This is a genomic window from Pseudomonas sp. B5(2017) (genome assembly GCF_002112825.1).
GTDB lineage: Bacteria > Pseudomonadota > Gammaproteobacteria > Pseudomonadales > Pseudomonadaceae > Aquipseudomonas > Aquipseudomonas putida_Z.
Genome location: NZ_NEIR01000019.1, coordinates 1 through 25,902 on the forward strand (window position 1 = coordinate 1; position 25,902 = coordinate 25,902).

Sequence of the window (25,902 nt, forward strand, 5' to 3'; positions counted from 1 at the left end):
AATTTCAACTATTGCGCATCAATCCTGGGGCCGCGTTGCGGCCCTTTCGCGACACAAGGCCGCTCCCACAGGTACAGCGACAACCTCGAGATCAACGCTACACCCGTGGGAGCTGGCTTGCCGGCGAAGAAGCCCGTACAGGCTGCATGAGGTTTGCGTATCAACCCAGAAACAGCTTGTACGCCGGGTTGTCGGTCTCATCCCAGTACCGGTACCCCATCTCATCCAGCGCCAACGGCAACCCCGCCAATTCATCCCCCGGTACTTCCAGCGCCGCAAATACCCGTGCCTCCGCCGCACCATGGTTGCGGTAATGGAACAGGCTGATGTTCCAGCGCTTGCCAAGCCGCTCCAGAAAGCCCAGCAAGGCCCCCGGGCGCTCGGGGAATTCGAAGCGCAGCACCCGCTCGTCAGCGCCGGGCGCGGCATGCCCGCCAACGGTATGGCGCACATGCAGCTTGGCCAGTTCGTTGTCGGTCAGGTCCAGTACGCTGTAGCCCTGCTCGCGCAGGCTGGCCAGCAACTGATCGCGCGGGTCGTGCAGCGGGTGTGTCTGCACACCCACGAACAGCCGCGCCTCCTTGCCGGGGTAATAGCGGTAGTTGAACTCGGTGATCTGTCGCTTGCCCAGTGCCTGGCAAAAGGCGCGGAAGCTGCCCGGCTGTTCCGGAATGGTGACAGCGATGATCGCCTCGCGCTGCTCGCCCAGTTCGGCACGCTCGGCCACATGGCGCAGGCGGTCGAAATTGACGTTGGCCCCGGAATCGATCGCCACCAGGGTCTGCCCCTGCACGCCGTCGCGCGCCACGTACTTCTTGATCCCGGCCACGGCCAGGGCCCCGGACGGTTCGGTGATCGAGCGGGTATCGTCATAGATGTCCTTGATCGCCGCGCACAGCTCGTCGCTGCTCACCGTCACCACTTCGTCAACGAAGTGCCGGCACAGCTCGAAGCAATGGGCGCCGATCTGCGCCACCGCCACACCATCGGCGAAGGTGCCGACCTGCGGCAGGATCACCCGCTCACCAGCGGCCATGGCAGCCTGCAGGCAGTTGGAGTCCTCCGGCTCGACGCCGATCACCTTCACCTCAGGGCGCAGGTACTTCACATAGGCGGCAATGCCAGCGATCAGCCCACCGCCACCCACCGGCACGAAGATGGCGTCCAGCGCCCCCGGGCGCTGGCGCAGGATCTCCATGGCCACAGTGCCCTGCCCGGCGATCACATCCGGGTCGTCGAACGGTGGCACGAAGGTGGCACCTTCGCTGTCGGCCAGTTTCAGCGCATGGGCCAAGGCATGGGGGAAGCTCTCGCCGTGCAGCACTACATGGCCACCGCGCGAACGTACCCCTTCCACCTTCAGCGACGGCGTGGTGGTAGGCATGACGATGGTGGCCTTCATGCCCAGGTGCGATGCCGCCAGGGCCACACCTTGGGCATGGTTGCCCGCGGAGGCGGTGATCACGCCGCGCTCGCGCTGCACGGTACTCAGGCGTGACAGGCGGGTGTACGCACCGCGGATCTTGAACGAGAAAGTAGGCTGCAGGTCTTCCCGCTTGAGCAACACCTGGTTGCCCAGGCTGGCAGACAACGCAGGCGCAGCTTGCAAGGGCGTTTCGATGGCCAGGTCGTACACCGGGGCGGCAAGAATGCGCCGCACCTGCTCCGACAGCAGTTGCTGGGGGGTGACGGTAGAACGAGGGCTGACGAAGCTGGTCATCGATGACTCCTTGGCTGTGTTCACGTTGCCCAGGAGTCAGAGAGAAGAAACCCGCCTCCAGGGCGGGTTCGGTGCACGTACGCGCTAGCCCGCCAAGCTGATAATGGCGGTAATAATAATGGCGTTGACGTGCTGGAAAGTATTCATGGGGTAGGAACTTAGCCGGTAGTGCGGCACAAAGTCAACACTTCGCCTGCTGCGCCGAAAGCGGCACATCGAACACCTTGTCGAAGCCCCACTGGAAGACAAACGCGTAAGCGAAGAAGAACACGAACAACGCCAGGTTGGTCAGCAACGCTGCCCACAGGCTGACATCCAGCCAGTACGCCACCAGCGGCAGCAGGATCAGCACCAGCCCGCCCTCGAAGCCCAGCGCATGCAGCAGGCGCCGCAGGAAAGTGCGCTCACGCCGGTGCTGGCGCGCTTCCCAGCGTTCGAACACCCAGTTGTAGGCCATGTTCCAGCTCATCGCGATGCCCGACATCAGCACCGACAGCACGGTCGACTGCGCCATGCCGGCACCGAACGCCAGCTCCAGCGCGGGCGCCACGCAAGCGACGGCGATGGCTTCGTAAAGAATGGCCTGGACGATCTTGCGTGCCTTGCCTTGCATGTTCAGCTCCCTGGGTAAACGACCTGTAAAACTACAAGAAGTGGCCCACAAGAAAAAGCCTGAAATTTGGACAACCCCGCGTTCGGCTGCTTGTATCTATCCAGTACAAACGGCGACAAGTCGTACAACTTCGTCCAGGGAATCGAACGAGGATATAGACGATGGCCCACCCCTTCCTGCCGGTGACCGGCACATGAGCCTGGCATTCATCGATTTTCTCACCTATGTGCTGTTCGGCCTGAAGATACTCGCGATCGTCCTGGCCACGCTGATGTTCCTGCTGGGCCTGGATGACCTGTTCATCGACCTTTGCTACTGGGGCCGCAAGCTGATCCGGCGCTTTCGCATCTACGACAAGTACGAAAAAGCCGACGAAAAACGCCTGTTCGAGGTACCGGAAAAGCCCCTGGCCATCATGGTCCCGGCCTGGAACGAAGTAGGCGTGGTCGGTGAGATGGCGCGCCTGGCAGCCTCGACCATCGACTACGAGAACTACCAGATCTTCGTCGGCACCTACCCCAACGACCCGCAAACCCAGGCCGACGTCGACGCGGTGTGCCTGCACTATCCCAACGTGCACAAGGTGGTCTGCGCTCGCCCCGGCCCCACCAGCAAGGCCGACTGCCTGAACAACATCATCGACGCGCTGCTGCGCTTCCAGCAGGACGCCGGCATCCAGTTCGCCGGCTTCATCCTGCACGACGCCGAAGACGTGATCTCGCCCATGGAGCTGCGCCTGTTCAACTACCTGCTGCCGAACAAGGACATGATCCAGATCCCGGTGTACCCCTACGCACCGGAATGGAAAGGCTTCACCGCCGGCCACTATGTCGACGAGTTCGCCGAAAACCACGGCAAGGACGTGATCGTGCGCGAGGCCCTGACCGGCCAGGTGCCCAGCGCCGGGGTCGGCACCTGCTTCAGCCGCCGCGCCATCAGTGCGCTGCTCGAGGACGGCGATGGCATCGCCTTCGACGTACAGAGCCTCACCGAAGACTACGACATCGGCTTCCGCCTGAAGCAGAAGGGCATGAAGTGCATTTTCGCCCGCTACTCCATCACCGACCCGACGCTGACCCTGAAGCAGGAATGGCGCCCGGGCATGAGCCGCGAATTCTCCCAGGTGATCTGCGTGCGCGAGCACTTCCCGCGCGACTGGCAGCATGCCATCCGGCAAAAGTCGCGGTGGATCGTCGGCATCGTGTTCCAGGGCACCAGCAACCTTGGCTGGAGCCGCAAGGGCGCGCTCAACTACTTCCTCTGGCGTGACCGCCGCGGCCTGTTCGCCTACCTGCTGAGTTTTCTGGTCAACCTGTTGCTGCTGGTGTTGCTGGCCATGTGGCTGGTCACGGTGATTGCGCCGGAGTCGTGGCGCTTCATGTCGATCCTCAGCGACAGCTGGCTGCTGACCACCTTGCTGTGGCTGAACGGGCTGATGCTGTTCAACCGCCTGTTCCAGCGCGCCTGGTTCGTCACCCGCTTCTATGGCATCGGCGAAGGGCTGCTGTCGGCACCGCGGATGATGTGGAGCAACTTCGTCAACTTCTTCGCCAACCTGCGCGCCCTGCGTCAGGTGATGGAAATGGGTGACTCGCGGCGCGTGGCCTGGGACAAGACCACTCACGAATTCCCCGCCATCGCCGCCCCCGCCCGCACGCCGCTGGGCCAACGCCTGGTGGCCAAGGGCCTGATCAGCGACGAACAGCTGCAACAGGCGATCACCAGCCCGGTACGCCGGCGCCTGGGCCGCGAGCTGCTGCTGCGCGGCTGGCTGAACAGCGAACAGCTGGTCGCGACCCTGGCCGAGCAGATGGACCTGCCCTGGGCACCGCTCAACCCGTTCAAGCTCGACCCGCAGCTGATCGCCAAACTGCCGCGCAAGCTGGCGACGCACTATGGCGTACTGCCGGTGGCCGAAGACGGCGACACGCTGGTGCTGGCCAGCGAAAGCCCGGTCAGCCAGGTATCGCTGGGGGTAATCAGCCGCCACCTGAAGCGCCCGGTCAGCGCCCGCCTGGCGCCCCAGGGCCGGGTGACCCTGGGCCTGCGCTACCACTACCCAAGCCCCTGGCAGAAGCCGGAAACCCGCGACATGCTGGCCATCCTCGAGCGCCACCAGGACGACGAAGTGCTGCTGGAACAGGTCAGCCACCACCAGGTGATGCTCGGCGCCCTGCTACAGGTGCGCGGCATGGTCCCGGTCACTTTGTTCAACCAGGCGCTGATCGACTTCGACCCGGAACACCAGAGCCTCGGCGAGCACCTGATTGCCCGCGGCATCATCACCGAGCAGGTGCTGCAGCAGGCCCTGATCGAACAGGCCAGCGAACAGCAGGCCGCCTTTGACCTGACCCGGGAGGTGGCATGAAGCCGCGCTTTTCCCTCACCTTCACTGGCTTGTTGCTGTGCTCCGCCGCCCTGCCCTGCGCCGCTTCGGCGCCGATGACCGACTTTCAGCGGTTCACCAGCTACCCGTTCATGGAGCGCAGCTACCGCGAAGCGAAGAAGGACAACTGGCCCGAGGTCGAACGCCTGACCCGCCACGTGCTGGGCCGGGTGCCGAACAACGACGAAGCCCGTGCGCTGCTGGTCGAGGCCCTGGCTCACCAGCGCCGCTACAAGGAGGCCGAGGCCCTTGCCGAACAGTTGGGCGACAGCCCCGAATACGCCAACGCCCTGCTTGAACTGCGCCTGACCTGGATCGAACAAGACCCGCCGCCGGCCAGCCAGGTGGAACAGTGGCTGGCCAGCAGCGACGGCACCCACCGGGTGCGCCTGTGGCAGGCCTATAGCCTGAGCCTGGCCAAATTCGCTGGTGCCGCCAAGGCGCTGGACTGGCTCAACCATCTGCCGCCTCAGGGGGACGGCCAAGTGCTGCGTCTGGCCCGGGCCAACTTCGCCGAGCAACTGCGCAACTGGAAGGAAACCATCGAACAGCTGCAGCCGTTGGCCGACCAAGGCCAGTTGCCTGCGCAAGACTGGCAGCGCCTGGCCAATGCCTATATCCAGCAGGTGGATGAAAAAGGGCTGAACGCGCTGCTGCCCAGCGCCCCTTCCCCCGAAGCAGCCAACCAGGCCCGCCTGGCCATGGCCAACCGCGCCATCGCCGTCGGCCAGAACCAGCAGGCCCGGCATTGGCTGCAGGCACTGCCCGCCGCGCAGCTGAACCAGCCCGAGCAGCGCCAGCAACTGTGGGAGCTGGCCCGCGAAGGCGACGACGCGCCGCTGGTACAGCGCCTGAGCAACGAACTGCAACGCCCCTGCCTGGAAACCGTCGACTGGCTGTCGCGCCGCGACCCGGAGCTGGCGCGCGCACAGTTCAAGGGCTGCACCGCCAGCACCGACCCCAGGGCCTATGCCGTGCTCAGGCAACGCCTGTACGGCGACCCGCCCCAGCCCCCGCAACCACGCACCGCAGCCGAATGGGAGCAACGCTATCGGCAGAGCGGCGATATGGCCGCACTGGAGCAAGCCACCTTCCTGCTGATGCAACAGGGCCATGGCGAACACGCCCGGCAACTGCTGGAACAGGCCTACGACCGCCACCAGGGCCGCCTTGCACCGTCGCTGCTGCAGCGCCTGGGCAACCTGTATGCGCGCAACGACGGGCCGCTGGACAGCCGCCGCATGCTCGGCCTGATCCCTCGGGTCGACGCCAGTACCCGGGCCCAGCTGCTCGGCCGCCTGGCCGAGGCTGGCCAGTGCGATGCCGTGCGCCAGGCCGTACCGGCCACCCCGAGCGAGCCCGGCCAGTACCGCGCCCTGGGCCGCTGCGCCATGCCCGACCAGCCCGGCGAAGCGGTGGTCTACTACCAGGCCGCCGAGCGCCTGGGCGACAGCGGGAGCCGCTTGCCCCTGGCCTATGCCCTGGAAGCCGCTGGCGACTCCGAAGCGGCCCTGCCCATCTGGCGCACCCAGCCGGACAGCGCCTGGACCGACAACGCCCGCCTCACCGCCGCCCGTGGCGCGCTGAACGCCGGCGACGCACAAGCGGCCCGGCGCTATTGGGACGCCGCCGCGCACGATAGCGCCGACGACTGGGCCCTGGGTGCCGCCATCGCCCAGCGCCAAGGCGATTACCAGGCCGCGCTGGGCTTCCAGCGCCAGGCCCTGGCACACAACCCGCGGGCCGACCACTACTACGCTGCCTCCAGCACCGCGCAACTGGCTGGCGACAGTGCCCAGAGCAGCGCCTGGCTGGCCGAAGCCGTGCGCCTGGCCCCCGACCAGCCACGCTACCGCGCCGACTACGGCATGCGCCTGGCCGGCTCGACGGACAAGGCCCAGCGCCGCCAGTCGATCCCCTACCTGGAGCGCGCCACCCACGACTTCCCCGAGGACTACCGCCTTGGCGAGACGCTGGCCTTGCGCTACGACGAAGCCGAAGACAGTGCTTCGGCGCGCCGCGAACTGCGCCGCATCCTCGATGTGGAGCAGGACCTGGTCGACGGCGACGACGAATACGGCAGCCTGGAAGCCCGCAAGTACCGCCAGCGCCGCGCCCACGAAAGCCTGTCGCGGCGCGACACCATCACCCTGGCCAGCACCTGGTCTCCGGCCGGCACCTCGACCAACGACAAGTTCCTCGACAATGGCCAGCGCAGCGGCACTTCTCGCCGCGCGCAATCGCAGAACGTGCAACTGGCCATGTGGGACCACGCCCTGGGCGAAGAGCCCAGCCGCAACGGCAGCACCCTGTCGGTGTATGGCCGGGTACTGTTCGGTGGGCAAAGCCGCACCGACTACGCGCAAAGCATGGGCACCGGTGTCGGCCTGCGCTACAAGCCATTCGGCCAGGCCAACCTCAACCTGTATGCCGAGCTGTACCACCAGCGTCAGATCGACGAAGAGCACTACCGCGGCCTGAGCCTGGGCCAGCTGCTGAGCCCGGCCAAGGTCGGCGGCAACTGGGGCGACCTGCGTCACCACGCCGAATCGAGCAACGACCTGCTGTTGCGTGCCACCGCCTCGTTCCTCGACCAGGGCGACTGGCGCAACGACTGGCGGGTCGATGAAGACGACTGGAACGAGCGCTTCCTCTACCTCGACGTCGCCTGGTGGACCCGTGCCGGCGACCACGCCTGGCTGTCGCGCTACCAGCAGGGCCACGCCTGGAAGCTGCCGGGCAGCTCGCCGCAAACCATCATGCCCTATGGCTTTGTCGAGTTTTCCAGCCAGGACCCGAGCAACAACTGGCGCCAGGACGCCCGGGCCGGGGTTGGTGTGCGCTGGCAATGGTGGTTCGATGACGACCGCTACAACGCCTACCGCGGTTCGCTGAAAGTGCGTGCCGAATACCAGCAATCGCTGGGCGGCAATCTATACGAGCGCGCCAACGGCGTGCTGGTCGGTGCGGAGATGACCTTCTGATGCGTACGTTCCTGGCCCTCTGCCTGCTTGCCCTGTGCCTGCCAGCCAGCGCCGACCAGCGCCTGTTCTACCAACCCCTCAACCGCGACGCCAATGTCACCTCCGCCCAGTGGCAGCAACTGTGGCACGCCACCGTGGCCCAGGGCGGCAAGACCCTGATCGTGCAGTGGAGCGCCTATGGCGACAGCGATTTCGGCGGTGCCCAAGGCTGGCTGGCCGACAGCCTGCGCAGCGCGCGTGCCCAAGGCCTGCAACTGGTGCTGGGGCTGTACATGGACCCGGCCTATTACCAACGCATCGACGAGCTGGACGGTGAAGGCCTGAACAGTTACTGGAAGGCGCAGCTGGGGCGCTCGCTCAGCCAGTACCAGCAACTGCGCCAGGCGTGGCAGTTGCCGGTGGACGGCTGGTACCTGCCCATGGAGCTGGACGACCATCATTTTCGCGAGGCCGAGCGCCGGGATGCCCTCTACAAACAGTTGCAGGCCTTCAACCGGCAGTTGGACAAGCCTTTGCATATCAGCGCTTTCAGCGCTGGCAAACTCTCACCGCGGGTCAATGCCGCATGGCTGGATCAACTGGCCGGGTTGGGCTTGACTGTGTGGTGGCAGGATGGCACCGGGACCGGGCGCTTGCCCGCGTTGGTGCGCCAGGGCTACGAGCAGGCCTTGCCATGCCGGGTGGGCGTGGTGCGCGAGGCGTTCCGCCAGGTGAGCGCGCCAGGCCAGGCGTTTCGGGCTGAGCCTGCCCAGCCGAAGCTGGGCGCCGGGTGCCATGCCGAGGCGGTGTTCGACCTGCGTTACCGGCCATGGGCCCGGGGTATTCTGCCCACCAATTGAGTCTCCAGGCCCGGCCTCTTCGCGGGTAAACCCGCTCCCACAGGGACCGCACAGATTTCCAGTGCTGTGGGAGGCCTGTGGGAGCGGGTTTACCCGCGAAAGGGCCAGGCCTGGTAAAGCAGTACTCTCAGGAGCCCAGCGATGTTCAAGACCATCGAAGCCCACGTTCGCAAACAGGTCGCCCCAGCCGCCCTGCGCGCCGAATTCCGCCAGCACGAATTCGAGGCCATGCGCCCATTCTGCCTGTTGGTATTCTGCGTCAGCATCCTGATCTGGCTGGTCTTCGACCTGATCGTCAGCTTCCTCGGCGGCCAGGGTTTCACCTGGCTGTCCTATCTGTTCATCACCCTGCTCGGCGCCCTCACCGTGGTGCTGCGGTTCACCCGTCGCAGCCATCATTTCGATGTGCTCAACCTGCTGTTCATCGCCTCCATCACCCTGGGCATGCGCCTGGTGATCGAAGGCATCCCGGTGGCCCTGCGCCCGGTGTGGCTGGTGCTCGGGGTCTCCACCGTGCTGTATGCCGTGTCGGTGCTGCCGGTGCGGCGCTGGTCGTTCTTCTGCGCCATGGCCATCACCTGGGTGGTGCTCAACCCGTTCTACCACACCCGTATCGGGCCGGACGAACTCGAAGGCGCCATGCTGATCAGCTACGCGGTGTTCCTCAGCGGCCTGGTCATCTACAGCTACCTGCAGATGCGCAAGGCCAAGCTGCACAACTTCTACCTGTCCAAGGTGCTGCTGGACCAGGCCTATGTCGATGCCCTGACCGAAATCCCCAATCGCCGCTCGTTCATGGCCCAGGCCGGCCACCAGCTGCGCCTGGCCACGGCCGAGCAGTACCTGGCGATGATCGACATCGACAACTTCAAGCGGGTGAATGACCGTTTTGGCCATGACGTGGGCGATGAAGTACTCAAGCGCGTGGCCCTGCATATCAAGGCGAGCATGGCCGGTTACGAGTTTGCCCGACTGGGTGGTGAGGAATTCGCGATCTTTTTCCAGGGGCTGGACCAGCAAGGCGCCGAGCAACGGGTGGCGGCGCTGTGCCAACGGGTGCGCGAAGACGTTGGCGAGCATCCGGTAACTGTCAGCATCGGCCTGGCCCGGGTGGACCAGGGCGACAGCCTGACCACGGCGCTGGTGCGCGCCGACCAGGCGCTGTACGAGGCCAAGCACAGTGGCAAGGACCGGTTTGTGCTGTGGTCTGCCCGGCTGGCAGAAAGTGATTAGCAGGCCCGGCCTCTTCGCGGGCTCGCCCGCTCCCACAAGTTCTCCACAGTGTTTGAAATCTGTGCGGCCCCTGTGGAGGACCAGGGTTAGCAGGCCCGGCCCTTTCGCGGGTAAACCCGCTCCCACAGGTTCTCTACAGTGTTTGAAATCTGTGCGGTCCTTGTGGGAGCGGGTTTACCCGCGAAAGGGCCGGTACAGGCAGCCTATCACCCGGCAGGCAAGCGAATCCGGAACTGTGCACCACCCAGCGCCGACTGCGCCACGGTCAAGGTGCCACCCTGCCCCTCGATCGCCCGTCGGCTGATCGCCAAGCCCAGGCCAAACCCGCCGGTATTGCGGTCACGGCTACGGTCCAGGCGGTAGAACGGCTGGAAAATCCGCTCGCGCTCCTCCACCGGAATACCAATCCCGTCATCCTCCACCGTGACCAGGCAGGCGCCATCGTCTTCCAGGCGCAAGCGCAGCAACAGGCTTTCGTCGCAGTAACGCATGGCATTGCGCACCAGGTTCTGCACCGCCCGTGCCGTCAGCCGTGGGTCCAGCACAAAACGCGGCAGATCCCCCTCGGCCCGCACCTCCCACTGGATACCCCGGCCATCGAGCTCCTCGGCAAAGCCGCCGAGCACGCTGTCGACCAGCTCCAGCAACGACACCTCGACCCGCTCGCGGGCCTGGTCGGCGTTGTACAGCCGGCTGTAGGACAACAGCTCCAGCACCAGCTCATCCAGCTCACGCACATGCCCCACCAGCTCCAGCAGGCGCTTGCGGCTGGCCGGCGGCACTTCGTCGAACAGCAGCACCAGGCCGAAATCCAGCCGGGTCAGCGGCGTGCGCAACTCGTGCGACACCGCATTGAGCAGCTCGCGCTGCTGGTTGACGTGGCGCTCCAGGTCACTGGCCATGGTGTCGAACACCCCGGCCAGCTCACCGATGTTGGAGTGCGGCGAGATGTGCGTACGCTCGGCCATCTGCCCCTGGCCCAGGCGCCGGGCGGTCTCCTTGAGGCGCTCCAGGTCGCGCCAGTGCGGCCATACCCACAGCAGCAGGCAACCGAGCATGGCTGCACCGATCAGTACGGTCACGCCCCACGACAGCACGTTGATATCCAGCGGGTCTGGCGGTGAGTGCAGGCGCACCAGCCATTCCTTGTCCAGCGGCGCCAGCACCGTCTCGTAGTAGCCCCATTCGGCGATGCGCACGGCGTACAGGCCGTGCTCCAGGCGCGCCTGCTCGTCCTCGCTCAGGTCGGCCTGGTCCATGCGCAGCAGTTGCAGTTCCAACGGCGCGAAATCACTGGCCAGCTCTTGCTCCACCGCCGGCCACTGCTCACGCGGGGCCTGACGGAACTGGCGTACGATCAGCGACTGCACGCCCTTGGCCTGATCCAGGTTGTAGGCCATGAAGCGGTCCTGGAACAGGCCGACGATGGTGTCGGGGATGAACAACAGTGCACCGGCATAGGCAACGATGATCACCAGGTACAGCCGCACCAGAATCTTCAGCATGGGCGGTCAGCACTCCCACTCGACACGGCTGAACAGGTAGCCCTTGCCCCACACGGTCTTGATCTTGCGCGCTTCGCCGGCGTTATCGTCGAACTTGCGCCGCAGCTTGGAGATGGCCACATCCACCGAGCGGTCGGTGCCGTTGAACTCGATACCCCGCAGTTGCTGCAGGATGCGGTCGCGGTTCAGCACTTCGCCGGCATTGCGCGCCAGTACCACCAGCAGGTTGTACTCGCCGCTGGACAGCTCCACCTCTTCGCCGCGCCAGCTCACGGTGCGCTCGGCCAGGTCGATGCGCAGGCCGCCGATCAGGATCAGGTCGTTGTCCAGGCGCGGCTCGTTGACGCTGCTGCGGCGCAGCAGGGTACGCACGCGGGCCAGCAGCACACGCGGCTCGCAGGGTTTGGTCACGTAGTCGTCGGCGCCCATTTCCAGGCCCAGGACCTGGTCGTGGCTGTCGTCGCGGGCGGTCAGCATCAGGATCGGCAGGCCCTGCGACTCCTGGCGCAGCAGGCGGCACAGCTGCAGGCCATCGATGCCCGGCAGCATCAGGTCGAGGATGACCAGGTCGGGCTTTTGCCGGCGGTACTCGTCCAGCACATGATCGCCGCGGGCGATCACCTGGACATGGAAGTCGTTGCGTTGCAGGTAGCTGGCGATCAGCTCGGACAGGGCGCTGTCGTCTTCGACCAGGAAAATATTCGGCATAGGTGCTTGTAAGTCTGGGTTGTGGTAGGCCTTGCCGGCCTCTTCGCGGGTAAACCCGCTCCCACAGGGACTGCACAGGTTCCAGATGCTGTGCGGTCCCTGTGGGAGCGGGTTTACCCGCGAAGAGGCCGGTACCGGTACACGCAGAATATAGAACCCTACAGGTCGGCAGGATTGTTCTTCACACTTTTTCACACTCGTCCTACAGGTATTAACAGCCACCCAAGGAACGCCTGCCGTAGCATACCGGTGGTCATCATCGGAAGATCCGCATGTCTACTACCCTCCCCCCACGCTTGTGCCCGTTGGCGCTTCTGGCGTTCCTGAGCCTGTCCCTGGCCGGCTGCGACGACAGCGCCGAACAGGAAGAACAGGCCCCCACCCCGCAAGTGCGGGTGGAAACCCTGCAACTGCAGCCACTGGCCATCAGCAGTGAGCTCAGCGGCCGTATCCTGGCGCCGCGCACCGCAGAGGTGCGTGCGCGCGTCGCGGGCGTGGTGCTCAAGCGGGTGTACCGCGAAGGCAGCGACGTCAAGCAGGGCGATGTGCTGTTCCTGATCGACCCGGCACCGTTCAAGGCCGACCACGACAGCGCCCGCGCCACCCTGGCCAAGGCCGAAGCCACCCTGTACCAGGCACGCCTGCAGGAGCAGCGCTACCGCGAGCTGGTCGACGACAAGGCGGTCAGCCGCCAGGAATACGACAACGCCAAGGCCAGCTACCTGCAGGCCGATGCCGCAGTGGCCGAGGCCAGGGCCGCCCTGGAGCGCGCCCGCCTCAACCTCGGCTACGCCACCGTGACCGCGCCGATTTCCGGCCGTATCGGCCGCGCCCAGGTCACCGAAGGTGCGCTGGTCGGGCAGAACGAGACCACGCCACTGGCGACCATCCAGCAGCTGGACCCGATCCACGCCGATGTCACCCAGTCGACCCGCGAGCTCAACGCCCTGCGCCGTGCCCTGCGTGCCGGCGAGCTGCAGCAGGTCGGTGACGGCCAGGCCCGGGCCACGCTGATCCAGGACGATGGCAGCACCTACCCGCTGCCGGGCAAACTGCTGTTCTCCGACATCAGCGTCGACCCCAGCACCAACCAGATCACCCTGCGCAGCGAGTTCCCCAACCCGGACCTCGACCTGCTGCCCGGCAGCTACGTGCGCGTGCGCCTGGAGCAGGCCGTGCAGCCCAAGGGCCTGAGCGTACCGCAGCGCGCCATCCTGCGTGACAGCGCTGGCGTGCCCAAGGTGCTGGTGGTCGACCCGCAGGCCCGGGTCAGCGACCGCCAGGTGGTACTGGGCAGCGCCCAGGGCGACCGCTGGATCGTCAGCGAAGGCCTGGCCCCCGGCGAGCGGGTGGTGGTCGAGGGCCTGCAACACGTCAAGGCTGGTGACCAGGTGCAGGTCGACAATGCATCAGGGGCATCGCCCATCGCACAGCACACTGGCCAGTGAGGGCCTGATTCATGCCGCAATTCTTCATCGACCGCCCGGTATTCGCCTGGGTGGTTGCCCTGTTCATCCTGCTGGCCGGTGCCCTCGCCATCCCGCAGCTGCCGGTGGCCCAGTACCCCAACGTGGCCCCGCCGCAGGTGGAAATCTACGCCGTGTACCCGGGCGCCTCGGCGGCGACCATGGACGAGAGCGTGGTCAGCCTGATCGAGCAGGAGCTCAACGGCGCCGACAACCTGCTGTACTTCGAGTCGCAGAGCAGCCTGGGCAGCGCCACCATCACCGCCACCTTCGCCCCGGGCACCAACCCGGACCTGGCCCAGGTCGACGTGCAGAACCGCCTGAAGGTGGTCGAGTCGCGCCTGCCGCGCCCGGTGACCCAGCAAGGCCTGCAGGTGGAAAAGGTCTCCACCGGCTTCCTGCTGCTGGCCACCCTCACCTCCGAAGACGGCAAGCTCGACGAAACCGCCCTGTCGGATATCCTTGCGCGCAACGTGATGGACGAGATCCGCCGCCTCAAGGGCGTCGGCAAGGCCCAGCTGTACGGTTCGGAGCGTGCCATGCGCATCTGGATCGACCCGCGCAAGCTGATCGGCTTCAACCTCACGCCCAACGACGTGGCCGAGGCCATCGCCGCGCAGAACGCCCAGGTGGCCCCCGGCAGCATTGGTGACCTGCCCACCCGTGGCACCCAGGAAATCACCGCCAACGTGGTGGTCAAGGGCCAGCTGAGCACCCCCGAGGAATTCGCCGGGATTGTCCTGCGTGCCAACCCGGACGGTTCCACGGTGACCATCGGCGATGTCGCCCGGGTCGAGATCGGTGCCCAGGAATACCAGTACGGCACACGCCTGAACGGCAAGCCGGCCACCGCCTTCAGCGTGCAGCTGTCGCCGGGCGCCAACGCCATGGAAACCGCCACCCTGGTGCGGGCGAAGATGCAGGACCTGGCGCGCTACTTCCCCGAAGGCGTCAAGTACGACATCCCCTACGACACCTCGCCATTCGTCAAGGTGTCGATCGAGCAGGTCATCAATACCCTGTTCGAAGCCATGCTGCTGGTGTTCGCGGTGATGTTCCTGTTCCTGCAGAACCTGCGCTACACCCTGATCCCGACCCTGGTAGTGCCGGTGGCCCTGATGGGCACCTTCGCCGTGATGCTGGCCATGGGCTTCTCGGTCAACGTGCTGACCCTGTTCGGCATGGTGCTGGCCATCGGCATCCTGGTCGACGATGCCATCGTGGTGGTGGAAAACGTCGAGCGGATCATGGCCGAGGAAGGCCTGCCGCCCAAGGAGGCCACGCGCAAGGCCATGGGCCAGATCAGCGGCGCGATCGTCGGCATTACCCTGGTGCTGGTGGCGGTGTTCCTGCCCATGGCCTTCATGCAAGGCTCGGTGGGTGTGATCTACCAGCAGTTCTCGCTGTCGATGGCAGTGTCGATCCTGTTCTCGGCGTTCCTCGCCCTCAGCCTGACCCCGGCGCTGTGTGCCACCCTGCTCAAGCCGGTGGCCAAGGGCGAGCACCACGAACGCAAGGGCTTCTTCGGCTGGTTCAACCGCCGCTTCGAGGGCATGAGCAACGGCTACCAGCGCTGGGTGATGCAGGCGCTCAAGCGCAGCGGCCGCTACCTGCTGGTATACGCGCTGCTGCTGGCGGTGCTGGGTTATGGCTTCAGCCAGCTGCCCACGGCGTTCCTGCCCACCGAAGACCAGGGCTACACCATCACCGATATCCAGCTGCCGCCGGGCGCCAGCCGCATGCGCACCGAACAGGTGGCGGCACAGATCGAGGCGCATAACGCCGAAGAGCCCGGCGTGGGTAACACCACCTTGATCCTGGGTTTCAGCTTCTCGGGCAGCGGGCAGAACGCGGCACTGGCCTTTACCACGCTCAAGGACTGGTCCGAACGCGGCGCCGACGACAGCGCCCAGTCGATTGCCGACCGCGCGACCATGGCCTTCACCCAGCTCAAGGACGCCGTGGCCTACGCCGTGCTGCCGCCGCCGATCGACGGCCTTGGCGAGTCGACCGGCTTCGAGTTCCGCCTGCAGGACCGCGGCGGCATGGGCCACGCCGAGCTGATGGCCGCCCGCGACGAGCTGCTGGCCAATGCCGGCAAGAGCAAGGTGCTGACCAACGTGCGCGAAGCCTCGCTGGCGGAAAGCCCGCAGGTGCAGCTGGAAATCGACCGCCGCCAGGCCAATGCCCTTGGCGTGTCGTTTGCCGATATCGGCTCGGTGCTGGACGTGGCCGTGGGTTCCAGCTACGTCAACGACTTCCCCAACCAGGGCCGCATGCAGCGGGTGGTGGTGCAGGCCGAAGGCGACCAGCGCAGCCAGGTCGAAGACCTGCTGAAGATCCACGTGCGCAACGACAGCGGCAAGATGGTGCCACTGGGTGCCTTCGTCCAGGCCAGGTGGGTCAGCGGCCCGGTGCAGCTGACCCGCTACAACGGCTACCCGGCGGTGTCGATTTCCGGCGAACCGGCGGCCGGCTACAGTTCGGGCGAAGCCATGGCCGAGATCGAGCGCCTGGTAGCCCAGCTGCCGGCCGGCGCCGGCCTGGAATGGACTGGCCTGTCGCTGCAGGAGCGGCTGTCCGGCAGCCAGGCACCAATGCTGATGGCGCTGTCGTTGCTGGTGGTGTTCCTGTGCCTGGCAGCGCTGTACGAAAGCTGGTCGATCCCCACCGCAGTTCTGCTGGTAGTACCGCTGGGCGTGCTCGGTGCGGTGCTGGCGGTAACCCTGCGCGGCATGCCCAACGACGTGTTCTTCAAGGTCGGCCTGATCACGCTGATCGGCCTGTCGGCGAAGAACGCCATCCTGATCATCGAGTTTGCCAAGAGCCTGGTCGACCAGGGCGTCGATGCCGCCGACGCCGCCGTGCAGGCCGCGCGCCTGCGCCTGCGGCCGATCGTGATGACCTCGCTGGCGTTCATCCTCGGCGTGGTGCCCCTGGCAATTGCCAGCGGCGCCAGTTCGGCCAGCCAGCAGGCGATCGGCACCGGGGTGATCGGCGGCATGCTCAGCGCCACACTGGCGGTGGTGTTCGTGCCGGTGTTCTTCGTGGTGGTGATGCGCGTTGCCGGGCGACGCCAGGCGGGTAATGCCGACACGCAGGCCGTGACCAGCGAGAGCTGACTGGACAAGCCCCGCGTGAAATGGGAGGGTTCCCGGCAATGACTGCCCGGAACCCTTTTTCATGCCTGATGCCCTCCCCCCCTGCTCCATCCTCATTCTCGCCGGTGGCCGCGGCCAGCGCATGGGCGGCCGCGACAAGGGCCTGGTCGACTGGCAGGGCGAACCGCTGGTGGCGCACGTGCAGCGCGTGGTACGGCCACTCAGCGATGACCTGGTGATTTCCTGCAACCGTAACCAGCAGGCCTACCGGGCGTATGCCGACCAGTTGGTCGGCGATGCCGAGGCGGACTACCCCGGGCCGTTGGCGGGGGTGATTGCCGGGCTCAAGGTGGCGCGGCATGAATGGGTGGTGCTGCTGGCCTGTGATGCACCGCTGGTTGACCGGGGATTGATCGAGGACCTGCTGCGGCTGGCGGTGACCAGCGACAGTGCGGCCATGGTGCGCCAGGGTGGGTACTGGCAGCCGATGTTCAGCGTGCTGCCACGCCGGGTGTTGCCGGTGCTGGAGCAGGCCTGGGCGGCGGGCGAGCGGAGTTTGCAGAAGGCCCTGCTGCGTGAAGCGGTGCAAGGGCTTGAATGTGCCGACGATGATCGCAGGTTGAGCAACTTCAACAGCCCGGAGTTGCTGCAAGGCTGAGGTCATCTGCTGCCTGTGTTGGCCTCTTCGCGGGTAAACCCGCTCCCACAGGTTCTCCACTGCCCTTGAAGCCTGTGCAGTACCTGTGGGAGCGGGTTTACCCGCGAAGAGGCCAACACAGGCAACACATCACCCGGCAGACAGCTCCTCGACACTGATCTCGCGCATGCACCTTCGTCATCTGGGTGTTACCTGACCATCAGGCCTGCACGGTCCTTGTAGGAGCGGCCTTGTGTCGCGAAAGGGCCGCAAAGCGGCCCCGGGATTTCAGCAGCAATGCATGAATTGCCGGGGCTGCTCTGCGGCCCTTTCGCGACACAAGGCCGCTCCTACAGGGGCCCCATTTCCCTTCAGCTGGTGATTTACCCGGCAGACAGCTCCTCGACACTGATCTCGCGCATGCGGAACTTCTGCACCTTGCCGGTCACCGTCATCGGGAATTCATCGACAAAGCGGAAGTACCGCGGCACCTTGAAGTGCGCTATCCGCGCCTTCGCCCACTCGCGCAGTTCCTCCGCACTGGCCGTATGCCCCGGGTGCAGCCGCACCCAGGCCACAATCTCTTCACCGTACTTGCTGCACGGCACGCCAATCACCTGCACATCGGCCACCGCCGGGTGGGTGAAGAAGAACTCCTCTAGCTCGCGCGGGTAGATGTTCTCGCCGCCGCGAATGATCATGTCCTTGCTGCGCCCGACAATACGCACATACCCCTGCTCGTCCATCACCGCCAGGTCGCCGGTGTGCATCCAGCCTTCCTCATCGATGCTCTCGGCCGTGGCCTTGGGGTTGTTCCAGTAGCCCAGCATCACGCTGTAACCCCGCGTGCACAGCTCGCCGATCTCGCCACGCGGCACGCTGTTGCCATCGGCATCGATCACTTTGTTCTCCAGCCGCGGCTGGGTGCGCCCGACGCTGGTCACGCGGCGCTCCAGGTCGTCGCTGGCGCCGGTCTGCAGCGACACCGGGCTGGTTTCGGTCATGCCATAGGCAATCTGCACCTCGGCCATGTGCATCTCGCCGATAACGCGGCGCATCACTTCGATCGGGCAGGTGGCACCGGCCATGATCCCGGTGCGCAGGCTCGACAGGTCGAACTCGCCGCGCTGGGGGTGGTCCAGTTCGGCGATGAACATGGTCGGCACACCATACAACGCCGTGGCCTTTTCTTCCGCCACCGCACGCAGGGTGGCCAGCGGGTCGAAGGCGTCGTTGGGGTAGATCAGGGTGCTGCCGTGGGTCATGCAGCCGAGGTTGGCCATGACCATGCCAAAGCAGTGGTACAGCGGCACCGGCACCACCAGCCGGTCATGCTCGGTCAGGCCCAGGCTTTCACCGACCATGTAGCCGTTGTTGAGGATGTTGCTGTGGCTGAGGGTGGCGCCCTTCGGAAAACCGGTGGTGCCCGAGGTGTACTGGATGTTGATCGGGTCGTCGCAGCGCAGCTGTGCCTGGCGCTCGGCAAGGGCTTCGCGGCTGACGGCCGTGGCACGGGCCTGCAGGTCGTGCCAGGCGAGGAAGCCCGGCGGTGGCGCGACGGCCAGGCTGACCACACCGCGCAGTTCGGGGAAGCGTTCGCAGATCAGGGCGCCCGGCTGGCCGCCGGCCAGGCCCGGGACCAGCCCCAGCAGCATGGCGTGGTAGTCAGAGGTCTTGAACGCGTCGGCGCAGATCACCCAGCGGCAGCCGGACTGGCCGAGGGCGTAGTCCAGTTCGCTGGAGCGGTAGGCCGGGTTGATGTTGACCAGGATCGCGCCCACCTTGGCGCTGGCGAACTGGGTGATGCACCACTCTGCGCAGTTGGGTGCCCAGATACCGAGGCGGTCACCGGGCTGCACGCCCAGGGCCATCAGCGCACGGGCATGCTGGTCGACGGCTTCGGCCAGTTGCTGCCAGGTGTAGCGCAGGGCCTGGTGGCGGACGACCAGGGCGTCACGGTCGGGGAAGCGGGCGACGGTGGTGTCGAAGGCGTCGCCGATGCACTGGGTAAGCAGGGGTTTGTCCTGGTTGCCCTGGGAGTAGCTTGGCTGGGGCATGGGCGGTCTCTTGTTGTTCTTGTGTTGATTGAGCGGGCCTCTTCGCGGGTAAACCCGCTCCCACAGGGACCGCACCACATTAAGCCCCTGTGGAGGTCCTTGTGGGAGCGGGTTTACCCGCGAAGAAAGCAACACCGGTTTAACGGATGAACACCTGCGGCGTAGTGGTGGACATGTCCCCACCCGGCAACTTGATGTTCTTCACTTTCTCCAGCGTATCCGGGTTGAACACCGCCAGGTCATTGAAGGTGCCGCCCAAGTACAGCTTGTCGCCTTTCTTGTCGAAGGCCACGCAGTAGTAAGTGTGGTCCAGATTCGCCGCCTTGATCAGCTTGCGCTGTTTGAGGTCGTACTTGGCCAGGCGGTTGAGCACGCCGTAGATCTGGTTCGGGTCTTTTGGCGAACGCAGCCCGGTGAAGTACAGCTCGGTCAGGTCGGCAAATTCCTGGGTGTGGGTCTTGCCGGTCTTCAGGTCGACGCTCAGGTAGCCATACAGCAGATCGGCGGTGGCCGGGTCCTGCTTGTCATCCTTGAACCTGGCAATGGTGTACAGCATCGAGAACTCGTGGCGCGGGCTCTGGTGCGGCCAGAAGTACAGCACGTCCGGGGCGCTGTAGCCTTTGCGGTTCCAGTTGCGCAGCGGCAAGGCCACTGTGTACTTGCCGGTCTTCACGTCCATCTTGTAGATGTCCGGCCCGGCGACGTACAGGCTGCCATCGTCCGCCGCACGCATCAGGTACACCTGGCGCGGCATCGGGAAGGTGCGCACCGGCTTGGCCTCCAGGCCATCGGCGGTACTGAACACTTCCAGCCGCGGTGGCTTGACCACGTAGTGGTCGTTCAGGCGCTGGGTCGGGTTGACCGTGGCGTACACTTCCTTGCCGTCCGGGCTGATGGCGAACGAGTACATCGACCGGCCCACCTCACCCGGCACACTGGACAGGTTGGCGTGGAAGGTGTTCTTGCAGGTGTCCAGGTCGATGCCGTAGATGTCGCCGTAGTGGTTGTTGAGCACGTAGGCGGTGCGGTTGTCCGGCGCCATCATCGCGGTGCCGGGGCCGAACTTGTCGGGCATCACGCAGCTCTTGTACACCGTGTCACTGGCCACATCGACCACGTGCAGGTTGTTCGGGTAGTTGGTCACGATCATGTATTCGTGGCCAGCCTTCAGCGCCGGCCCGGTGTCGGCGGCCTGTACCAGCCCGGCACAGGCCGTGGCGGCGATGGTGAGCGCGAGTGACGCGCAGCGTCCAGCTTTCATGCGGTTTCCCCTTGTCATTCTTGTTGGGCCGGTCACTTGTCTTTCGGGAACACGGTGCCGAGGTTGCGCCAGTCTTCCGCCGAGTTGCTCGCCTGGGCGTTCCAGTCCTGGTAGGTGCTCATCATGTCCGGCACCTGGGCCGGCCACCAGCAAGGGTCGGAGCAGCCATACAGGTCGGCCTCCATCGGCTGGCACAGCGAGCTCACGCCACCAAAGGCGTCCACTTCCCAACCCGGGTCGGTGGTGGCGGTGCAGCCCGCCACTGCGCTCATGGCCATGACTTCTTCGACGCGGTCTTCGGCGGCGGCCTGCTCGAGGATGCGCGCCTTGTTGTTCAGGGGCTTCAAGTGCTTCATGTCAGTGCGCCTTCCGCGGGGTGATGTAGCGATCGATGAAGGCCGGGTTGGCGGCCATGATGCGGCTGTAGACTTCGATGCCGAAGTCGACCCAGTCGCGCATCAGTTCGCAATAGTGGTAGGTCGGGTGCTGCGGGTCGCCATAGCGGGCATAGCTTTCGTGGTAGCAGCCGCCGGAGCACAGGTTGCGGATGCGGCAGCTGTCGCAGCCGGTATTGCTGCGGTCCAGGCGCTGCGACAGGAAGTCGTTGAGCTGCGCCTGCTTCACGCCCTGGTGCACATTGCCGAAGGTCGGCAGGCTGGAGCCGGTGAAGCGGTGGCACAGGTTCAGCTCGCCCTCATGGTCCACGGCCAGCATCTTCAGCCCGGCGCCGCACGGCAGGGCCTTCTTGTGGCCTTCGTGGATGTCGGTGATCAGCTGGTGCAGGTTGGAGAAGCCGATGTTGCGGTGCTCCAGCGCAGCCTCCAGGTAGCGCCGGCCCAGCGCCTTCATGTTGGCGAACACCTGCACCAGTTCTTCGCCGGTGAGGTTGAAGTTGGCCATGTCACCGGAGGTGACCGGGGCAAAGCCGACTTCAGCGAAGCCCAGTTCGTTGAACAGGTGGTTCCAGATGGTCTCGACGTCGGTGATGCCACGGGTCAGCGTGACCCGCGCGCCCACCGGGCGGCTGTGGTAGCGCGACAGCAGCATGTCGACCTTGCGACGCACCACGTCATAGGTGCCCTGCCCGCCCACGGTGATGCGGTTGCGGTCGTGCACGGTCTTGGGGCCGTCGATGCTGATCGACAGGCCGAAGCGGTGGGCATTGAGCCAGTCGATGATCTCTTCGGTGAGCAAGGTGGCATTGGTGGTCATGATGAACTCCACCTGCTTGCCGGCCTCGGCGAAGCGCCGCTCGCAGTAGGCGACCATGTGCTCGATCAGTGGCCGGTTGGACAGCGGCTCGCCACCAAAGAACACCACGCTGTAGCGCTGCTCGTCGGGCGACTCCTTGAGCAGCATCTCCACCGAAGCCTCGGCGGTGGCGGTACTCATCTTCTTGCCCGCGGACGGTTTGTCCAAGTCTTCCTTGTAGCAGTAGGTGCAGCTGAGGTTGCAGCCGGTGTTGACGTTGAGCACCACGGTGTTCAGCGCCGTGCGCTCGACCTGCTTGAGGGCGATTTCCGGGGTCAGCGGCGAGCCGTCGCTGACCAGCTCCAGCGCGATCAGCTCGCGCAGGGTGTCCTGGATATCGCTGCCGGCAAACTGCTGGCCAAGGCGCTGCATCAGCTCCTCGGCCGAGCAGCCTTGCTGGCGCAGGGTGTCGATGATGCCGCCGGTCACCGCGTCGGCGGTGAACAGCGAACTGCTGGGGATATGGAACAGCATGCGGTCGGCGTCGACCTGCACTTCATGCAGGTTGCGTTCGACCAGGTTCAGTAGCGCGCCCATGGCGACCTCCCGATAATCGATCCGTTGGAAAACCGTACGCCACCTGCCGTTATGGCAGCGGCGGGTTGTTCCAGCGCTGTACGGTGACGATCATGTGCCCTTCGCCAGTCTGGCCACCGTCGGCCAGGGTGGCGATGACCTTCAGGTTGCCGGCGTTGTTGGTCATCATCTTGCGCTCCGGGTTGGGGCCGGCACCGCCTGGCACGAACACGCCATCGGCCTGCATCTTCCCGGCGAACTTGACGTCTTCGTCCTCGACCGCACGCTCGTTGAACGGCTCGACCTTCCAGCTGGCCGGCAGGTAGCCGATGCGCAGCGGCTGGCCATTGGCGTCCTTGCCCCAGGCTTCGGCCTCGAAGCGGCCCTGCACCTTGGGCACCGAGGCGCCGTTCTCGCCGATGCGGGCGATGGAGAACGTCGGCACCACTTTCACTTCCTCGACCTTGTCGTACACCGCCAGGTTGACGCCCTTGAGCGCCCCTACGGCGACTTCGCGCTGGCCGGGTTTGGCATCGGCCGCGGCGCGGGCCTTCACCCGTACCAGGGTTGGGGTCTGCTCCAGCACCTCGGTCACTTCCACGCCAGCGCCCAGGTCCGGTTTGCCGGCCAGGCCGCTGCCGACCAGGGTGATCTCGCTTTCGCCACCGGCCTTGATGAATGCCGGTTGTACCGCCAGCAGGCGCGCCTTGCCCTCCTTCACCGCAGTGAAGTCCAGGCCACGCTCATCGTGCTCGGCCTCGAACATGCGGCCCTTCATTTCGCCATCCAGCGCGGCGAACACCTGGCGCAGGTTGGCGTCGCCGACCTTGACGTTGCCACGCCATTCATAGCCGTTGTAGAGGATCGCCGAACCGCTGCCATTGAACGGCGTGCCGTCGGCATAAGCGCCCTTGACCTCGACCTTGAAGGTATCGCCCTGGTCAGGCGTGACACTCATCACCCCGCGTACATCGCCCTTGGCCAGCATGTGGCCGCTGAATGCCCACTGGCCCGGCAGCGCATCGGCCTTGGGCCTGGCCTTCTGCCATTCGGCCCACGCCGCGCTTTCCAGCGGGTAGCGCTTGGCCAGGTCGGGCACCACTTGCTGTAGGGCGATCGGCAGCCAGTCGCGGTCACGCGCCTGGGCCTGGTATTCGAGGGACGGCCACTGGCCGAGATGGAAGTTGACCAGGTGCTCCCACTCCTTGGCCGGGCGCCGCTGCAAGGCGACACGGGCACCGGAGTGGCAACGGCCACAGGTTTCGCTGAGCTGGGTGTCGAACTGCTCGACGGTGTTCAGCCGGCGCTCCATGGCATAACGCACGCCATCGGTTTCGCTGGGTGCCAGGCCCTGCTTGTCGGCCAGGTACTTGACCAGGGTGCGGCGGTCGTCGTCGCTGATCTGCAGGCCATGCATCACCTGCATGCGGGCGATGCTCATCAGCCAGCCTTCCGGCGTCTTGCGCTGGTGGCTGATACGGCTGTAGGTGTCGTTGCCTTCGGGGATATGGCACCCCATGCACTTGTTCTGCAACAGGCTCGGGCCCTGCTCGGCCGCCATGGCCTGGGTGCTCAGCAGCGCGGCGGCGACCAGCGCCAGTTTGCCCGCATGCCGCCGGAGTCGAGTCGTCTTCAAGGTCAGACCTCCACGGTTGTTGTTCTTATCGTTTTCGCACGCTTTGGTACAGCAGGTGTGCATGTGACGGTTGTGATACAGGAACTGTGCCAGGTGATGTAAAAGTGTTTTAAATCAGGCCATTGAGGTCAATTACCGGATAATGGCAATGCAAGGACAGCTTCTTTGAGCGTCCCATTCCGCGACTGAGTGTTTCACCTTGAGACACTGGGCCTGCTGCGCAGGCCTTTCGCGACACAAGGCCGCTCCTACAAGGGATCGCGTACGGCCTGTAGGAGCGGCCTTGTGTCGCGAAAGGGCCGCACAGCGGCCCCCGCTTTTACTGTTTCACCACCGTCTCACACCGTCTCAATGTGCAACAGCGCAACCCTGCAATTCCAACCTTGCACCAGGACAAAACCCAACCCGCTCAAGGGTTTGCGGCCATCTATCGACCTTGGCACGCCCATTGCGCCTATGCCTGTCACATCCAATGACAAGAGGCACCGTCCCATGCTTTCCGAACTGCCCATCCTGCCCGCCACCCGCGCCTTTCTCGAACGCAAGCTGAAGATGCGCATCGGCGCCGACTGGCAGGACGCCGCCAGCGGTCGCACCCTGTCGTTCCGCAACCCGGCCACTGGCGAGGTACTGGGTGAAGTGCCCGCCGCCGAGGCCGAAGATGTCGACCGCGCCGTGCGCGCCGCGCGCCAGGCCTTCGATGATTCGCCGTGGAGCCGCCTGCGCCCACGCGATCGGCAGAACCTGCTGTGGCGCCTGGCCGACCTGATGGAGCGCGACGCCCGCCAGCTGGCCGAACTGGAATGCCTGAACAACGGCAAGAGCGCCGCCGTTGCCCAGGTGATGGACGTGCAACTGGCCATCGACTTCCTGCGCTACATGGCCGGCTGGGCCACCAAGATCGAGGGTAGCACCGTCGAAGCCTCGATGCCGTTGATGCCCAACGACCAGTTCCATGGTTTCGTGCGGCGCGAGGCAGTGGGCGTGGTCGGCGCCATCGTCGCCTGGAACTTCCCGTTGCTGCTGGCCTGCTGGAAGCTCGGCCCGGCCCTGGCTACCGGTTGCACCGTAGTGCTCAAGCCCGCCGACGAAACACCGCTGAGCGTGCTCAAGCTGGCTGAGCTGGTGGACGAAGCCGGCTACCCGGCTGGCGTGTTCAACGTGGTCACCGGCACCGGCCTGAACGCTGGTGCCGCACTCAGCCGCCACCCCGGCGTGGACAAGCTGACCTTCACCGGCTCCACCGAGGTCGGCAAGCTGATCGGCAAGGCGGCCATGGACAACATGACCCGCGTCACCCTGGAGCTCGGCGGCAAGTCGCCGACCATCGTCATGCCCGACGCCAACCTGCAGGAAGCCGCCGCCGGCGCGGCTACGGCGATCTTCTTCAACCAGGGCCAGGTGTGCTGTGCCGGGTCCCGCCTGTACGTGCACCGCAAGCACTTCGACAACGTGGTGGCCGACATCGCCGGCATCGCCAACGGCATGAAGCTGGGCAGCGGCCTGGACCCGGCGGTGCAGATGGGCCCGCTGATCTCGGCCAAGCAGCAGGACCGCGTCACCGGCTACATCGAGCTTGGCCGCGAGCTGGGCGCGACCATTGCCTGCGGTGGCGAAGGCTTCGGGCCGGGCTATTTCGTCAAGCCGACAGTGATCGTCGATGTCGACCAGCGCCACCGCCTGGTGCAGGAAGAGATCTTCGGGCCGGTGCTGGTGGCGATGCCGTTCGATGACATCGACGAAGTGATCGGCATGGCCAACGACAACCCCTATGGCCTGGGTGCGAGCATCTGGTCCAACGACCTGGCCGCCGTGCACCGGATGATCCCACGCATCAAGTCGGGGTCGGTGTGGGTCAACTGCCACAGCGCCCTCGACCCTGCCTTGCCCTTTGGCGGCTACAAGATGTCCGGCGTCGGCCGTGAGATGGGGGCGGCTGCCATCGAGCACTACACCGAGCTGAAGTCGGTGTTGATCAAGCTCTGATCT

The 25,902-nt window shown here is 65.6% G+C and carries 17 protein-coding genes; 8 read left to right on the forward strand and 9 right to left on the reverse strand.

The window, feature by feature from the left end; genetic code table 11:
• Window positions 1-160 precede the first annotated feature (160 nt).
• Both ilvA and CAG00_RS24435 read right to left on the reverse strand, forming a co-directional pair.
• On the reverse strand, window positions 161-1,720 hold the full coding sequence (gene ilvA, locus CAG00_RS24430; RefSeq protein WP_085615464.1) for a threonine ammonia-lyase, biosynthetic: 1,560 nt from the start codon (window positions 1,718-1,720) through the stop codon (window positions 161-163).
• A gap of 181 nt (window positions 1,721-1,901) precedes the next feature.
• A complete protein-coding gene (locus CAG00_RS24435) occupies window positions 1,902-2,333 on the reverse strand; it encodes a PACE efflux transporter (RefSeq protein ID WP_025339342.1) in 432 nt (143 codons plus the stop codon).
• A 193-nt stretch (window positions 2,334-2,526) separates the two neighbouring features.
• Between CAG00_RS24435 and nrfB the strand changes: the two genes are divergently transcribed.
• The 4 genes from nrfB (at window position 2,527) to CAG00_RS24455 (ending at window position 9,775) form a co-directional block, all read left to right on the forward strand.
• On the forward strand, window positions 2,527-4,701 hold the full coding sequence (gene nrfB / locus CAG00_RS24440) for a cyclic di-3',5'-guanylate-activated glycosyltransferase NrfB (RefSeq protein ID WP_085665531.1): 2,175 nt from the start codon (window positions 2,527-2,529) through the stop codon (window positions 4,699-4,701).
• Window positions 4,698-7,703 (forward strand): phage receptor, encoded by a 3,006-nt coding sequence (locus CAG00_RS24445; protein ID WP_085665532.1) that lies wholly within the window; start codon window positions 4,698-4,700, stop codon window positions 7,701-7,703. The genes nrfB and CAG00_RS24445 overlap by 4 nt, the downstream gene beginning before the upstream one ends.
• The gene (locus CAG00_RS24450) at window positions 7,703-8,542 is read left to right on the forward strand and encodes a DUF4434 family protein (RefSeq protein WP_085665534.1); all 840 of its coding nucleotides are present in this window, start codon (window positions 7,703-7,705) and stop codon (window positions 8,540-8,542) included. The genes CAG00_RS24445 and CAG00_RS24450 overlap by 1 nt, the downstream gene beginning before the upstream one ends.
• Before the next feature lie 141 nt (window positions 8,543-8,683).
• Window positions 8,684-9,775 carry a diguanylate cyclase gene (locus CAG00_RS24455; RefSeq protein ID WP_085665536.1) on the forward strand — a complete coding sequence of 364 codons (1,092 nt, stop codon included), beginning with the start codon at window positions 8,684-8,686 and terminating at the stop codon, window positions 9,773-9,775.
• Window positions 9,776-9,981: 206 nt separating this feature from the next.
• On the opposite strand, the gene CAG00_RS24460 is transcribed toward CAG00_RS24455, so the two are convergent.
• The gene (locus CAG00_RS24460; RefSeq protein WP_013972839.1) at window positions 9,982-11,280 is read right to left on the reverse strand and encodes an ATP-binding protein; all 1,299 of its coding nucleotides are present in this window, start codon (window positions 11,278-11,280) and stop codon (window positions 9,982-9,984) included.
• A gap of 6 nt (window positions 11,281-11,286) precedes the next feature.
• Complete coding sequence (locus CAG00_RS24465) at window positions 11,287-11,988, reverse strand: response regulator transcription factor (protein WP_003259958.1); 702 nt, start codon at window positions 11,986-11,988, stop codon at window positions 11,287-11,289.
• A gap of 272 nt (window positions 11,989-12,260) precedes the next feature.
• Here CAG00_RS24465 and CAG00_RS24470 point away from each other — a divergent pair, with 272 nt between their 5' ends.
• From CAG00_RS24470 to mobA, 3 genes are all read left to right on the forward strand, one after another.
• Window positions 12,261-13,436, forward strand: coding sequence for an efflux RND transporter periplasmic adaptor subunit (locus CAG00_RS24470; RefSeq protein ID WP_085665537.1), 1,176 nt, complete (start codon window positions 12,261-12,263; stop codon window positions 13,434-13,436).
• A gap of 11 nt (window positions 13,437-13,447) precedes the next feature.
• Window positions 13,448-16,576 carry an efflux RND transporter permease subunit gene (locus tag CAG00_RS24475; RefSeq protein ID WP_085665538.1) on the forward strand — a complete coding sequence of 1,043 codons (3,129 nt, stop codon included), beginning with the start codon at window positions 13,448-13,450 and terminating at the stop codon, window positions 16,574-16,576.
• 61 nt (window positions 16,577-16,637) lie between these two features.
• Window positions 16,638-17,213 (forward strand): molybdenum cofactor guanylyltransferase MobA, encoded by a 576-nt coding sequence (gene mobA / locus CAG00_RS24480; protein ID WP_085665539.1) that lies wholly within the window; start codon window positions 16,638-16,640, stop codon window positions 17,211-17,213.
• A gap of 362 nt (window positions 17,214-17,575) precedes the next feature.
• Here the strand turns inward: mobA and CAG00_RS24490 are convergent, their stop codons facing one another.
• From CAG00_RS24490 to peaA, 5 genes are all read right to left on the reverse strand, one after another.
• On the reverse strand, window positions 17,576-19,249 hold the full coding sequence (locus CAG00_RS24490) for a fatty acid CoA ligase family protein (protein WP_085665541.1): 1,674 nt from the start codon (window positions 19,247-19,249) through the stop codon (window positions 17,576-17,578).
• A 139-nt stretch (window positions 19,250-19,388) separates the two neighbouring features.
• The gene (gene peaD / locus CAG00_RS24495; protein ID WP_015270567.1) at window positions 19,389-20,510 is read right to left on the reverse strand and encodes a quinohemoprotein amine dehydrogenase subunit beta; all 1,122 of its coding nucleotides are present in this window, start codon (window positions 20,508-20,510) and stop codon (window positions 19,389-19,391) included.
• A 32-nt stretch (window positions 20,511-20,542) separates the two neighbouring features.
• Complete coding sequence (gene qhpC / locus CAG00_RS24500) at window positions 20,543-20,866, reverse strand: quinohemoprotein amine dehydrogenase subunit gamma (RefSeq protein ID WP_004375838.1); 324 nt, start codon at window positions 20,864-20,866, stop codon at window positions 20,543-20,545.
• Between the two features lies 1 nt (window position 20,867).
• Window positions 20,868-22,298, reverse strand: a complete 1,431-nt coding sequence (gene peaB, locus CAG00_RS24505) for a quinohemoprotein amine dehydrogenase maturation protein (protein ID WP_013972844.1) — start codon at window positions 22,296-22,298, stop codon at window positions 20,868-20,870.
• 49 nt (window positions 22,299-22,347) lie between these two features.
• Entirely contained in the window at window positions 22,348-23,913 is a 1,566-nt protein-coding gene (peaA, locus tag CAG00_RS24510; RefSeq protein WP_085665542.1) for a quinohemoprotein amine dehydrogenase subunit alpha, read from the reverse strand.
• A gap of 492 nt (window positions 23,914-24,405) precedes the next feature.
• Between peaA and CAG00_RS24515 the strand changes: the two genes are divergently transcribed.
• Window positions 24,406-25,899 (forward strand): aldehyde dehydrogenase, encoded by a 1,494-nt coding sequence (locus CAG00_RS24515; protein WP_085665543.1) that lies wholly within the window; start codon window positions 24,406-24,408, stop codon window positions 25,897-25,899.
• The last annotated feature ends 3 nt before the right edge of the window (window positions 25,900-25,902 follow it).